The following is a 14,172-nucleotide window of genomic DNA, read 5'->3' as shown; positions in this document are numbered from 1 at the left end:
AAGTGCTTGACTTTTTATTAGCAGGCTTTCTTTATGGGATAATGGTGCAGGTAAGATTCCCGTATGTGAGATTCTCAGCCCGCGGCAGGCCGCTTCAGCGTTACTGCTCCTTTACGACAAAATACGGCCCTCCCGGAGATCTTTTTGCCAGATCGAAAATCCCGCAGGGATCTCCAATTTAACAAAAAAAGCTGTCCATCAATAAAATGGGCAGCGAAGGCATCAAATTATGAAACTGAGCCTTCCTCCGCTTACGAGATTAGCTGTCGGGTTAGGGAAAGGAAGTTCCCGCATGCGGCTCAGCCGCAATTACACCCCAAATAATGGTTCTCCCGTTGCTGTTACCAGCATTCAGCGCATTGCATATAATACAAGTTGCTATAATAATTGTATAGGAATTTTTTTCAAATGTAAAGAAAAAAATCCCGGCCTCTGGTTGAGAGGCCGGGTTCTGGTTACTGTTCACACCTCGCCAGACAGCTCCGGATAATACCCTGCCGGTATTAGTTAATACCCGATAGCCGCCGCAATCACCGTCATCAGGAGGGCGGCCAGCCATTCGGCTCCCACAATTTTCCAGGCAAATTTCAGCCAGTTTTTATATTGCAGTCTGGACGCGGCCAGATAGGTAATCATTGAGGTGTAGGTGGGAATCAGGCAGTTGCTGATCCCGTCGCCGCACTGAAAAGCAAATACGGCAGTCTGCCGGGACACCCCAAGCAAGTCCGAAAGAGGTACTACAATCGGCATAGTTACTGCCGCTTGGGCGGAGCCTGACGGAACTCCCAGATTAATGATAGTCTGTACCACCATCATTCCGGCCGACGTAATCATTCCTGGCAGCACTTCCAGCGGTTTTGCCAGATAATACACCACGGTGTCAATAATGACCCCATCGGCAAGAATAACCGATATCGCCTTTGCAAAACCGACTGCCACGGCTCCGCTTACCATGTCTTTCATGCCGTCCACGAAATATCCGGCCCATTGGTTGAGCGAATAGCCATAGATAGCACCAGTCACCACCGCAATCCAGAAGAAGACGGCCGAAAACTGGCCAAACCACCATCCCTGTGAACTGGCGCCCCAGATTAAGAATCCAAAGCCAATGACAAAAGCGGCCAGTCCCATGTATTCCTTACTGGTTGCTTTAGCCGAAAGATCCAGCTCTGTGTGCCACGATTCCGTATTGCCGGTTCCATATACCACACTGCGCGTGGGATCTTTTTTTACGCGGACCGCATACCTTGTGATTCCGATGCTCGATACAACCAGCAATACCGCCAAAAGAATCCACCTGTACCAACTGCCGGAAAAAGCGTCCAGCTCTGCAATGGACTGAGCTACCCCAACGTTGAAAGGATTAAAAATTCCGGCAGTATATCCGGCGTTACCTCCGATAAATACAATTGCCATTCCGACCAGGGCATCATATCCCAGAGCAACACAGAGCGTAATTACTGCGGGCACAAAAGCAACCCCCTCTACAGTCATGCCAAAGGTGAATCCGCCTACTGCCATGATTGCCATCAGCAGCGGGATAATAATCTTTTCTTTCCCCCTGACGCGTCTGGCCAATGAATTCTGAATAAAGAAATTGATGGCTCCGGCTTTTGTAATGATCCCCATACAGCCGCCCATAATAAGCATGAAACCAATAATTTCTGCGCCGTCTATAAATCCCTTGTGAATCTCTACCGGCAGATTAAGTATTGAAATAGAGTGATCCTCTTCTACCTCATGAAAGGTACCTGCCACTACTACTGTCCGCCCATTCCTCTCTTCACGGTCATACTGACCGGCCGGCAGCACAATTGTTAAAATTACCGCCAATAGGCATAGTCCAATCAGAATAATATAAGTATCCGGGAATTCCATGCGCCGTCTTTTTCTCAAAGATTTTGTCTCCTTACCACTCATAAGTCTCCCCCTTCCTAACAGATCGTTTATCCCGGTTTTCATTTAAACTACAGTTTAGCTTTACCAGATTTCGTATTCGTCAGCCTTAAAGCGCAGCTCCTCTCTGAATTTCGGATGAGCCACCTGTATCAGACTGTCTACCCTCTCATCGATACTTTTTCCCTTCATCTTCGCTACTCCGTATTCTGTCACAATATAATCTATATCATTTCTGGTAATTGTCACCACTCCGCCCGGATACAGTGTCGGCTGGATTGTGGATACGGTACCGTTCTTTGCTGTAGACTTCACGGCAATAATAGATTTTCCTCCTTTTGAATGACTTGCTCCAATGGCAAAGTCCGCAGCTCCTCCGGGTCCTGAAAACTGTCTTGTTCCCAATGATTCTGAACAGATTTGTCCTGTCAAATCAATCTGCAGGCAGGTATTGATAGACGTCATCTTTTCATTCTTGGCAATGATAAACGGATTATTAACGTAACTGGCGCTCCTCAGCGAAATCTGGGGATTTCCGTCCAGAAAATCATAGAGCCGCTGCGACCCCAGTGCAAAGGCGCCGACAATAAGTTCTCTGTGCAATGTCTTTCTTCGGCCTGTAATCACACCGGCCTCAGCCAGCTCGGCAATAATGCTGGTAATCATCTCAGTATGTACTCCCAGATCTTTTTTCCCCGCCAGATAGCTGCCCACCGCATTGGGGATTTTCCCGATTCCCAACTGGATTGTTGCTCCATCCGGTACCAGTTCTGCCACATACTGCCCGATCTGCATTTCTGTTTTCGATGGAATCGTGTCTTCTATCGTAATCACCGGCTCGTCCATCTCTACAATATAATCAATATCCCGGATATGAACCAGATTTTCCCCGCTCACCATCGGCAGATTCCTGTCAATCTGCAGCACTACAATGTCAGCAGAACGGATTGCATCCATCTCATAGACCAAATTCAAAGGAACACGTACAAATCCGTTTTTATCCATCGGTGCTGCCAGGCCGTAATACATGTTAATATGATGGTCTTCCAGTACTCGCTCCGTATTGTTATGCATATTTCCAGGCACCAGACTCGCCAGCCGGCAGGTATGGTGACTGCGGCAGAAAGAGTCATAAAATGTGGTAAGCGCTTTAAAATGCCCCTTCATGTCCTCTCTGCCCGCAAAAGGATAATCGTACCAAAGACCTCCGTGGCGCAGTGTCACATTCTCCACACGGTCTTTAATTGTATGTAAGTTCCTGAGAAATCCCACCGGTTCCAACGCATTATATGAAATGCAGATAAAATCACCGGTCCGGATCATATCGTAGATTTGAGTGAGCTCCACTTTTTTTAGCTCATATTCTCTCTCATACTGATTCATAAAGAAGTTCCTTTCTTCTGGAAACCGCTGTTATCTACCCCAAAATACCGGCCGCCTTTTTTCTCTGAAAGCACAACCCGCTTCTTTGAAATCTTCCGTTTTTTTATGTTCCCGGTTCAGCCCGGAAGAATAATCCACGTTTTCCCCCAGTTCGTTCGGATCATAAATCTTTAGCAGCACCTTTCGCACACAGCGCAGTCCCAGAGGATCGTGCTTTGCTATATCGCGTGCAACTGAAAGTGTCTCCTCCGCCAGCCTGTCCTCCGGCACAACCTTACAGACCATATTATATTGGTGCATCTGTTCAGCCGTCAGAAGATTTCCCGTCAGCGCCATATAACGCACGACCTTCGGCGGCAGGCAGTAGCCGGCCTCCGGAGCGCCTCCTATAACCCCAACATTCAACTCAGTGATTCCGAATTTCCCCTTCTCGCTGGCTACTACAACATCAGAAACTGCCGCCAGGCAAAATCCTGTCCCCACGCAGGCTCCGTTCACAGAACATACCACCGGAATTTCAGAGAATAACACTGCATTACCTGCTTCATCCACAATCGACGAGTAATTGGGATTTTGATATACTGCATCATCTGAAAATATGCTGATATCATTTCCGGCAGAGAACATCTTTCCTTTGGCATTCAGAATGATACAGCGGTACCGGTTCTCCGGAGCATTCGCATACTCAAACGCAAGCTTGACTTCATGATACATCTGCGGATTAAAAGCATTAACCGGAGGGCGGTTAAGGGTAATTGCAACAATTGCTTCCTCAGGAATTGAAATTTGAATAAATTCCAGCTCCGGCATATTTGTCATCTCATTCACTCCTCCCTTATCACTTGAAAAAGTTACTCCCTTTTCCAATTCAACATTTTCAGGTCCGGCCGGCTATCACAAATTTGTAAGTTAATAATATCAAAACTTTTTTATTATTAGAAATGAATAGAATTTATAAGCCTTATAATTAAATATTATCGCCATTTTCATTGTTTTGTCGTGATTTTTCATTGAATTTATTATATGATAATAGATAATACCACAGTAACTGTCGTTAACCGGAATGAATGGGGGATTCAGATATGGAGATGAGACAGTTGAAATATTTTATTGAGATCGTCAATTCTAAGAGCTTTTCCAAAGCTGCCACCACACTCTACACAACACAGCCTGCGCTGACTAAATCAATAAAGCTGCTGGAAGATGAACTGGGGTTTAAGCTGATTGACAGAAGTACCAGCTATTTCAAATTAACCGACAAGGGAGCACTCTTTTATCAGCATGCCCGGGATGTCTACAACCGTTTTCAGGATCTCTACGGAATCGCAAAAGATTCCTCCTCCTTTGCCTGTGGTACGGTAAATATCGGTACTATGGTCGTCGCCAGTACTTTTTTCCGGGATCTGATACGGCATTTTGCAGTTAATTACCCCGGCGTTTCCGTCAATATCAGGGAAAAGCCCTCCATGGAAATCCTAAATGACATACAGGCCAGCCACTGTGATATCGGCTTTGTTCTTCTGCCTGCCGGAAATCTCAATGGCTGCCAGGCCCATGTCATAACCAAGGAACCAATGCAGATTGTTATGTGCGGGGATGATCCTCTGTCGGAAAAGGATGTGATACTTGTAGATGACCTCAAAAACAGGGGGCTGATATTGTTCAGTGATGATTATCAGCCGCATCTTGATATCATGAATTTATGTCTGCGTGACGGATTCTCACCAAATGTCATCAATATGGCTCCCCGGATTCATTTGCTGATATATATGCTGAAACTGCGCAGAGGACTGACTTTCCTGCCCAGTTCCTATGTAAATGAATATGTAAAAAAAGATTATCCAGAACTGATTGTTAAGCCATTCCGCCATAATATTACCAGGGAGATGGCTGTAATATACAGCCGGGAGCGTTATTTGTCCTGCGCTGTAAAAGAAGCTGTGCGTTTTACACTGGACTACTTCAGTAACGCAGAAAACGAATTAGTCCGGAGGAAACCGGACTAATTCGTTTTCTGCTTATTCTAAATTAGAATGCCTGTTCTTAAGCTGTTCAAAATCAATATTCATCCGCCGGGCCAGCTCCAGGGTAATGCAGTCGGTGAGCAGCAGAAGCTGCTGTTCAAAAAGGCTGCCCATCGGCTGAACCGAAATCCGGCCATCCTGAAATTTGCTCTGGGCGCGGATCACGCAGGAGAATTTCGCCTCTCTGGCCAAAGCGGATTCCCTGTTGCAGGTAAACACAACCGTTTTCATCCCCAGCTGTTTGGCTTTTTCCATATACACACGCAGCGTTTTTGTTTCTCCGGATCCGCTTCCAATCAACAGCAGATCTCCCGCCTTCGCGGCTATCATTTCCGTATCCCCAATTACGTATGCACAGAAACCCAGGTGGATTAGACGCATGGCAAAACAGCGCATAATATAGCCCGTCCGCCCGGCGCCGGCTATAAAGATCTTTCCGGAATGCATGATACTTTCAATAATCGGAGCATCGTTCGTCTCGTCATAGCCGTCACAGGCCTCCTGCAGCTCTTTGACAATCACCTTTAAATGTTCTTTCAGCACCGGCGTCCCCCCTTTCATATAGAATATTGCCCGCAGCCTGCAGACGGCTGATCACGCGGTCCGGTTCCGGGTGCCGGAACAGATACCGTCCAATCACGGCCCGGCTGGCTCCGCACTTTATACACCGCTCCGCCTTTTCCAGATCCAGACCGCCGTCTACGCCGATATAACACTCCGGCCTGTCCCTCAGCATACCCTTGATTTCCCTGATCCTGCTGTAGGTGTCTTCCAGAAAACCGGCATTCTGAACCCCCGGCTGGCAGCTCATCACCAGTATCCCGTCAATCTCTTCCAGATAAGGCTCAAGTTTTTCAATTGATGTGCGGGGGGAAATGGCCAGACCACAGGAAATCCCTCTTTTCCTCATGAGCTTAAACACGGTCTGCAGGCCGGATCCGGGTCCGCTCTCAACATGGACCGCAGCCGATACTACCCGGCTTAAGTCAAGCCGCTCCAAAATCCTTGCGGATTCTCCCGACATGATATGTAAATCAAGAGGCAGGGTACTGGCAGCTCCGATTTGCTGTATCCATATATTGTTAAAGCCAAACAGCGGTACAAATTCCCCGTCCATTATATCTATGTGCAGGCCGTCGGCGCCTGCTGCCGTAATCCGCCTGATATCCGCTCCCAATCGTAAACAGTCGGCAGAAAATACGGAAGCAAATATTTTACTCACTGTCATTCCCCCTCGGCCAGCCGTTTTCCCACCCCGCCCCCGGGATGGATTCTGTAAAAATGCTCTTTTGTGAACTGCTTTTCCTCCATCAGACTGATGCTGACTGCGTCAAATACAGCAATTACCGCCAGCGTTGACGCTGTTGCCAGCATATTGAACCGGTCCGGTTCTTCTTTAACCTTTATTCTTAAAATGAGGTCGCAGCTCTTCGCATATTCCCCCTCCTCATTTTCAGTAACCATAATAACTCTGGCGCCCGACCGGCGGGCGGGCAGAATCATCTCATTGATTTCTTTCGTATATCCGCCTTTTGATAGCAGTAACAGCACATCCTGCTCCCCGATTACACCCAGTCCGCCGTGAAGCGCGTCTGAGGGCGGGATAAAAAATGCAGGGCAGCCGACACAGCATAAGGTATGGGCAATCTTCCTGGCCGCCTGGGCGGAGGTCCCGCAAGCGCTTAAAACCACCTTGCCCCGGCAGTTTTTTATCGTCTCTGTGACTGCATCCACCTGGGCTTCATCCAGTGAAAATACGAGCTCCCGGATTGCCTCGGCTTCCCGGTTCAATACATTACTAATCAATTCCCTCATATCGCATCTCCGGCATTCTTTAATGGTTTTTCTGGCCATAATATGCGCCAGGACCAAATTTTCTGTTCTGATGAGTCTCTAAAAGTTCCTTCTGCACCCTGCCGCACTGTCCGCCGGTCATCGTGTAGTTCATATAGGCCATATTTGCCACATAATCTAATACCTGGCTGTTTAAGACAGCCGCGGAAGGTGAAGTCCCCCATACAAACGGCCCATGGCTGCGGACCAGCACAGCGTTCATACGGACCGGATCGAGGGCTTCCATTCTCTCCAGGATAACCTTTCCCGTGTTTCTCTCGTAATCTGTTCCAATCTCTTCCCCGGTCATCAGCCTGGTACAAGGAATATCGCCGTTAAAATAGTCGCAGTGGGTTGTTCCGTAAACAGGAATATCTTGGCCGAGCTGCGCCCACATTGTGGCATTCAGGGAATGAGTGTGTACAATCCCGCGGATCCCCTTGTCCTTCCAGGCTCTATAGAGTTCAATATGGGTCCAGGTGTCTGTGGACGGCGAATATGGACTGTCAATTACATTTCCATCCAGGTCTACGGTTACCATATGCTCCTTCGTCATTTTGTCATATGGTACGCCGCTGGCTTTGATTACCATAACCCCCGTCTCCCCGTCGTAACCGGACACATTTCCCCAAGTGGATATGACGAGGTTTTTTGTAACAAGATCCAGGTTTGCTGCCAGGACCTCTTCCTTTAATGTCTCGATGCTCATGCGTATCTTCCTCTCTCATTTGCTTTCTTCTGCTCCACCGACAACGTCTTCAGTGTTTTCATCACCGGGTTCGCGCCTCGGCCAAAGTAGTCGTGCAGGCGCCCGTATTCCTGATACAGGATGTCATAAACCGGTTTTGCCGTTTCATCCGGCTCATAGGTCCTGACGATGGGGGCCGCCATATGGCCGACCGCTTCCTCCAGGGAGCTGTAACCGCCGTTTGCTTCTCCGGCCGCATACGCAGCCCAGATAGCGGAGGACAAAGCCGCATTCTGCCGTGAGCCTGCAATCCGTATCGGCTTACCCAGGACATCTGCATAAATCTGCATAATAAACGGGTTTTTTCTGGCTATTCCTCCGGAAATAATCACCTCATCGATTACAATTCCGCATGCCGTATAGTTTTCTATGATTTTTCTCGTCCCGTATGCGGTCGCCTCCACAAGCGCCCGATAGATATCTTCGGGCCTTGTTTTAAGCGTCATTCCCACCAGAACTCCGGTCAAGTCCCCATCCACCAGGATTGAGCGGTTCCCGTTCCACCAGTCTAAAGCAATCAGCCCCGTCTCCCCGGGCAGCTTCCCGGCAGCTTTTCCGCTTAAATACGTATTTAAATCTAATCCCGACGTCTCCGCCTCCCTGCAATACACTTCAGGAACGCAGTGCTTAATCAGCCATTCAAAATGATCTCCGACGCAGCTCTGCCCTGCCTCATACCCGATATAACCGGGAATAACACAGTCGTGATTATATCCGCATACCCCGGGCACATAAAGCTCCTGCTCCGCCAGCAGCTCATGACAGCTTGAAGTCCCCATCATAATCAGCATTCTTCCCGGCGTGATTACACCGGCTCCGACACTGGCTCCGGCCGCATCCAGATGGCCGGCGGCGACAATCGTTCCCTCCTTAAGGCCGGTCAGTGCAGCGGCCTCCCGGGTTACCCGGCCCGCACAGGAGCCGATCGTGATTATCTCCCCTTTCAGTTTCTCAGACACAACGTGTTCCATTCCCGGCATCAGCTCTTTAAAAAAATCCTCCGGCGGATAGCCGTCACGCGGATTCCAGATAGCCTTAAATCCAAGGGAGGAGGTATTCCTCGTCATCCTGCCGGTCAGAAGCATCACGATCCAGTCGGCTGCTTCCATGAATGAACCGGTTTCACCGTACAGTTCGGGCGCATCACAAAAGGTCTCCATAATTTTCGGAAACATCCATTCGCTGGAAATTTTTCCTCCGTACCTCTTTAAAAAGTCTTCCCCGCGCTGCTTAGCCACTTCATTTATCCTGTCGGCATATTTTTGTGCCGAGTGGTGCTTCCACAATTTTACATAGGCATTCGGCTCATCACGATAGCGCTCCGTCCCGCACAGAGGCGTTCCGTCCTCCTTTACAGGCAGCATCGTACAGGAGGTAAAATCCACCCCGGCCGCACAGATCTCCTCCGGCCGGATCCGGCCTTTCTCTATCACCTCCCGGATTGTCGTTTGCAGCGCCTCCACATAATCCTGCGGTTCCTGCAGCGCAAAGCCTCCGGGCGGCAGCGCTTTGCCTGACGGCAGCTTCTCATCCATCACACCGTGCCGGTACCCGCATACCGATACGGCAGTTTCTTTTCCATCAGCGACATTGACCAGCACGCATCTCGCCGACAAGGTTCCGAAATCAATTCCGATTGTGTATTTTCCCATAATTATCACCCTTTTATTTCTCTGCCGAAGTTACATTTCTCATCCTGGCTGAAAACTCTGAGAATGTGACAGCCGCAATCAGAACCAGTCCTTTAATCAACTGCTGTACATAGTCATTGATTCCCAGCATAATCATCCCGGTCGATAACACTCCCATTATGAGTACGCCAATCATAACCTGGGACACTCTCCCCTGGCCCCCGCTCAGGCTTACGCCGCCAAGCACCACGGCCGTGATGGCGTCCATCTCATACCCGATTCCGGCAGACGGCTGGCCGCTGTTTGTTCTTGACAGCAGCACAAGACCGGCCACTCCCGCAAGCATGCCGCTGATTGCGTAGGCAGACAGCTTTGTCTTGATTACACTGATTCCTGATAAGAACGACGCCTCTTCATTGCCGCCTGTCCCATATATGTACCGGCCGAAATTGCACTGATCCAGAACGAACTTTCCAATGAGAAAAATAACTGCCATCAAAATGACCATCAGGGGAATCCGTGCAACCGAGGTCTTTGCAAAATCTCCGAATACCGCGCTGAAACCAAACACCGGCAGGCCCCCTGTTATAATATAGGCGGCTCCCCTCAACGCGGTCTGCGTTCCCAACGTCGCGATTAACGGGGGCATATTCAGCTTAGTGACACAGAGTCCATTCAAAATTCCGTAAATCAGGGCGATAAGCACCGTCAGAATACAGGTTAAGGGGATACTGAATCCATTCAGCATAAAGATGGCCGCCGTAACACTGGACACACCGGCGATTGAACCGACCGACAGATCGATTCCCCCTGTCAGAATCACGAATGTCATGCCCACAGATATAATCCCTGTGATGGAAACCTGCTTCAAAATCGTCATCACCGTATTAACAGATAAAAAGTTTGAAGACTGAGTGGCAAAAATAATAATCAGAAGCAGCAATACTACTGCGATCCCGTATTCCAAAAGAAGGTTGACTATTTGCTTATTCTTTTTCATTTGCTGTTTCCTCCGCATTTAATCCAAGTCCGATGCCATTTCCAAAATATGTTCCTGGGTAAAATCCCCCCTGCCGATTTCGCCTTTCAGTCTGCCGTCGGCCATTACCAGAATCCGGTCCGACATTCCAATCAGTTCCGGCATTTCTGAACTTATCATGATAACGGCTTTGCCCTGATCCGTCATTTCACGGATCAGATGGTAAATCTCCTGTTTTGCGCCGACGTCGATTCCTCTTGTCGGTTCGTCAAAAATAAGGATTTTGCAGTTGGTAGCCAGCATTTTGGCCAGCACCACCTTCTGCTGGTTTCCGCCCGAAAGATTCTTGACCAGCTGGTTCATCCCGGGCGTCTTAATATTTAAGTCTTTTATGTACCGGTGCACGGTGCGTTCTTCCTCTTTCTTATTAATAACGCCAAAGTCAGAACACCTGCGCAGGATACTGAGTGCGGAGTTTTCTTTTACCGTTGCATCTAAGATAAGTCCCTGCTTTTTCCTGTCCTCGGGAATCAGTCCGATTCCATGTTCCAGGGCTGTCCTGGGTGATTTAGGAACGAAGCGCTTCCCATCCAGCAGAAATTCTCCCGACAGAACCGGATCAGCGCCGTAAACCGCCCTTGCAAGCTCCGTCCGCCCGGCCCCGACCAGGCCGCCGATGCCCAGAACCTCTCCCTCTCTCAGTTCAAACGAGACGTCATGCACACGTTTTCCCGTTATATGTCTTGCCTCCAGCACGACGTTTCCGGTTTTCCCGTTTCCTGCCGGATAATCGTCCGCCAGTTCCCGGCCCACCATATATGAAATCAACTGCTTTTTCGTTACCTCTCCCGTCTCTTTGGTAGTCACAAACCTGCCGTCACAAAAAACGGTCACACGCTCACATAAATCAAAGACCTCCGTCAGCCTGTGGGATATAAAGATAATCGTCACCTTTTTTTCTTTCAGTTTCCGGATAATTCTGAAGAATATTTCCGTCTCCTTCAAGGTCAGGGGAGCGGTCGGTTCATCCATAATGATGAATTTTGCATTCTTCGATACGGCTTTCAGAATTTCCACTATCTGCTGATATGCAACTCCCAGCCCGCATACCTTCGCTTTTACATCGATATCTACTCCCATCTCCCTGCAGAACTTTTCCGCCTCCAGATTCATCTGCCTGACAGAACGCACGCCCATTTTAGAAATTTCCCGACCGTAAAAAATGTTTTCCGCCACCGTCAGATACGGCACAAGACTGAACTCCTGATAGATCACGGCAATGCCGAGTTTCATCGCCAGAGAGGGGGTTAATCTGTCATAAACCTGATTTTCAAACTCGATAGTGCCTGAAGAGGGTGGGATCGCACCGGTCAGCAATTTGATAAATGTCGATTTCCCCGCGCCGTTTTCTCCGCAGAGCGCATGGGTTTCTCCCCTTCTGATTTCCATGGATATATTATCGAGAGCTTTCACCTGGGCATAGTATTTTGACAAACCGTTAACCTTTAAAATTACATCTCCCACATTTTCTCCTCCTGTCATCTAGTCCGGTAGTGTATCCGGCCATTTGCAATGCCGTACCGGGTTTAAGCCAGGACAAGGCATACTGCGAGTATGCCTTGTCCTCTTTACAATCACTGCACTGCTTTAAATGTTCCGTCCAGAACATCCTGCTTCGGTACCGGTTTATAATTCAGCATTTCAATCTGCTGCTCGGCCGGAATTCCCTCTGTGGCATATTTATATAATATCCTCGCGCAGTTATATCCGCCCACATACGGCTCCAGATCCACGGTGCCGCGGTAGATGCTGTCTTCCTGGCCTATGTATTCGATGGCCTCTGCCGTTGCATCGCCGGAAAATACCGCCTTATCTTCACCGGTCATGCCTGCATTAACCATAGCCTGGTAGCCGCCGATTGCGCCGGAGTCATTCGTGCCCACCACAACATTTAAATCAGGCGTCTGCGCCAGTACGGATTCCACAATTTTCATACCGCCTTCCAGTGTATCGCCTGCCTGTCTGGCAACGATCTCCACATCCGGACAGATTTCCTTTAAAGCGTCCTCCACGCCGTCGCCCCTTGCAATGACAGACTCCACATTATCCTGGGAAATGATTGCCACCTTGGCTTTACCGCCTAAGTTGTCTTTAATCCACTGTCCGGCCTGTGTACCGATGGTGTGGCCGTAATCATATTCCTTCATTCCATAAATCAGGTTTACATTATCCTGCTGCTGGGCAATCGTAGCGGTGGCTACTCCCTGAGCTTTGGCCTGTTCCACGATATCCCACGTTGCATTCGGATCGATTGGGGTAAATACAAAGCCGCTGTATTTGTCATTTACCAAGCTCTCCAGTGATGCTACCTGCTTGTCTACCTTATATTCCGAATCAATAGAAATATATTCACAGCCCAGTTCCTCACAGGCTGCCTCAAATCCCTTTTTAACAGTGGCATTCCACGGATTAGCCAGGTTCATGCTGACGTATGCCAGCTTCACCGACTTGGGATCCACGGTTTTAGCCGCTTCCTCCGTCTTTTCAGCGGCAGATTCCGCCCCGGCTGTCTCCGATGCCGTCTCCGCAGGCGCTGACTGTGTCTCTTTCTTTCCCTCTGTCTGGCATCCTGCCAGGCCGGCCGCCAATAAAATACTTAATCCTACTCCCAATAATCTTTTTTTCATGATATCCTCCTGTATTTTGCCTCTGTCATGCTGCATCCGATGAACTGTTACATTTTATTGCAATCAATCGCGTTCTGCACTTTTTTCAGATATTTGCTGGTGTTCTGTCCGCATTTCGTAATATATCCCAGGTACAGGGCATCCAGGATTGCCTGATCGGAAACCCTCCTTGTCACCTTGTCCCTTCCAATGGTTAAATCACTGATCGATGTAAATAAATTAATATCCGTATATTTCAGCATCGGTGATTTATTCATCTTGGTAATACAGATGGTTACGGCTCCCATCTCTTTTGCAATTCGCATTGCATCCACGATATTTCTTGAACGTCCCTCGTAGGATACTGCAAACGCCACATCTCCCTGTTTCATGTTGGCCGCCGCTATCAGTTGCAGCATCACATCGCTGTGCGCGCTGCCGGACACCCCCAGCCGGTTGAACTTCATGAAAGCCAGCTGGCATACAGAAAATGCATCGCCCGTTCCGAAAAAATGAATCGACTTTGCTTTCAGCAGCGCGTCCAGGGCTTTATCGTAGTTATCAGTTGCCAGCGACAGAGTATCATTAAGCGTCTGAATATTACTCTGGAAAACTTTTTTCAATATAGTTCTCATATCGTCCTGATTTTCAATTTTCTCAGACTGTACTTCCCCTCCCTCTCCGACTGCTTTCATGAAAGCATGCTTTAATTCCGTATAACCATTAAAGCCCATTCTCCTGCAGAAGCGTATGATCGATGCCTCACTACTCCCAGTCTCTCTCGCCATTCCCGCCAGCGTCATATCGATTATTGCCTCGGGATTTTCCAGCAGTTCCTCGGCTACAATCTTTTCAGCTCTTGGCAGAGACGGCAGTTGAAATTTGATGCGCACCAATAAATCGTTCATAGTCCCCCTTCATTTTTAACTATAGTTTTTGAAGTAATTCTATGTTTTCATTATATAGTCGCTTCAATATGAAGTAAATATTCGGTATGTTTTTCATCGTTTTA

General features: G+C 48.5%; 14 protein-coding genes and 1 riboswitch. Of the genes, 2 read left to right on the top strand and 12 right to left on the bottom strand.

The features are described from left to right. A partial coding sequence (locus tag CLOSYM_RS23180; RefSeq protein WP_207638257.1) for a hypothetical protein occupies positions 1-182 on the top strand: 182 nt, incomplete at its 5' end. A 51-nt stretch (positions 183-233) separates the two neighbouring features. After that, positions 234-367: riboswitch (cyclic di-AMP (ydaO/yuaA leader) on the bottom strand. A gap of 140 nt (positions 368-507) precedes the next feature. Here CLOSYM_RS23180 and CLOSYM_RS05985 read toward each other — a convergent pair. From CLOSYM_RS05985 to CLOSYM_RS05975, 3 genes are read right to left on the bottom strand one after another with little or no spacing between them, the layout of a single operon-like run. Next, complete coding sequence (locus tag CLOSYM_RS05985) at positions 508-1,920, bottom strand: YfcC family protein (protein WP_009298307.1); 1,413 nt, start codon at positions 1,918-1,920, stop codon at positions 508-510. Between the two features lie 60 nt (positions 1,921-1,980). Further along, entirely contained in the window at positions 1,981-3,279 is a 1,299-nt protein-coding gene (locus tag CLOSYM_RS05980; RefSeq protein WP_009298308.1) for an acetyl-CoA hydrolase/transferase family protein, read from the bottom strand. 30 nt (positions 3,280-3,309) lie between these two features. After that, complete coding sequence (locus CLOSYM_RS05975; RefSeq protein WP_003501314.1) at positions 3,310-4,098, bottom strand: enoyl-CoA hydratase/isomerase family protein; 789 nt, start codon at positions 4,096-4,098, stop codon at positions 3,310-3,312. A 263-nt stretch (positions 4,099-4,361) separates the two neighbouring features. Between CLOSYM_RS05975 and CLOSYM_RS05970 the strand changes: the two genes are divergently transcribed. Next, a complete protein-coding gene (locus CLOSYM_RS05970) occupies positions 4,362-5,285 on the top strand; it encodes a LysR family transcriptional regulator (protein ID WP_242828646.1) in 924 nt (307 codons plus the stop codon). Between the two features lie 12 nt (positions 5,286-5,297). Here CLOSYM_RS05970 and hxlB read toward each other — a convergent pair whose 3' ends face one another. The 9 genes from hxlB to CLOSYM_RS05925 all read right to left on the bottom strand — a co-directional run bounded on the left by hxlB (position 5,298) and on the right by CLOSYM_RS05925 (position 14,068). Further along, on the bottom strand, positions 5,298-5,846 hold the full coding sequence (hxlB, locus tag CLOSYM_RS05965) for a 6-phospho-3-hexuloisomerase (RefSeq protein WP_009298310.1): 549 nt from the start codon (positions 5,844-5,846) through the stop codon (positions 5,298-5,300). Beyond that, positions 5,794-6,531, bottom strand: coding sequence for a ribulose-phosphate 3-epimerase (locus tag CLOSYM_RS05960; RefSeq protein WP_009298311.1), 738 nt, complete (start codon positions 6,529-6,531; stop codon positions 5,794-5,796). The genes hxlB and CLOSYM_RS05960 overlap by 53 nt, the downstream gene beginning before the upstream one ends. Then, positions 6,528-7,118 (bottom strand): KpsF/GutQ family sugar-phosphate isomerase, encoded by a 591-nt coding sequence (locus tag CLOSYM_RS05955; protein ID WP_003501309.1) that lies wholly within the window; start codon positions 7,116-7,118, stop codon positions 6,528-6,530. Before CLOSYM_RS05955 ends, CLOSYM_RS05960 begins: the two co-directional genes overlap by 4 nt. 19 nt (positions 7,119-7,137) lie before the next feature. Beyond that, positions 7,138-7,845, bottom strand: coding sequence for an L-ribulose-5-phosphate 4-epimerase AraD (araD, locus tag CLOSYM_RS05950; RefSeq protein ID WP_003501308.1), 708 nt, complete (start codon positions 7,843-7,845; stop codon positions 7,138-7,140). Further along, entirely contained in the window at positions 7,842-9,536 is a 1,695-nt protein-coding gene (locus tag CLOSYM_RS05945; protein WP_021641368.1) for a ribulokinase, read from the bottom strand. The genes araD and CLOSYM_RS05945 overlap by 4 nt, the downstream gene beginning before the upstream one ends. Positions 9,537-9,549: 13 nt before the next feature. Continuing rightward, positions 9,550-10,515 (bottom strand): ABC transporter permease, encoded by a 966-nt coding sequence (locus tag CLOSYM_RS05940; protein WP_003501304.1) that lies wholly within the window; start codon positions 10,513-10,515, stop codon positions 9,550-9,552. An 18-nt stretch (positions 10,516-10,533) separates the two neighbouring features. Next, positions 10,534-12,018, bottom strand: a complete 1,485-nt coding sequence (locus CLOSYM_RS05935; RefSeq protein WP_003501302.1) for a sugar ABC transporter ATP-binding protein — start codon at positions 12,016-12,018, stop codon at positions 10,534-10,536. Between the two features lie 110 nt (positions 12,019-12,128). Beyond that, on the bottom strand, positions 12,129-13,181 hold the full coding sequence (locus CLOSYM_RS05930; protein WP_044902174.1) for a sugar ABC transporter substrate-binding protein: 1,053 nt from the start codon (positions 13,179-13,181) through the stop codon (positions 12,129-12,131). Between the two features lie 47 nt (positions 13,182-13,228). Beyond that, positions 13,229-14,068: a MurR/RpiR family transcriptional regulator gene (locus CLOSYM_RS05925; protein ID WP_003501287.1), complete on the bottom strand. Its 840-nt coding sequence runs from the start codon at positions 14,066-14,068 to the stop codon at positions 13,229-13,231. Positions 14,069-14,172 lie beyond the last annotated feature (104 nt).

The organism is [Clostridium] symbiosum ATCC 14940 (assembly GCF_000466485.1).
Lineage (GTDB): Bacteria > Bacillota > Clostridia > Lachnospirales > Lachnospiraceae > Otoolea > Otoolea symbiosa.
This window is presented reverse-complemented; position numbering and strand designations above follow the sequence as displayed.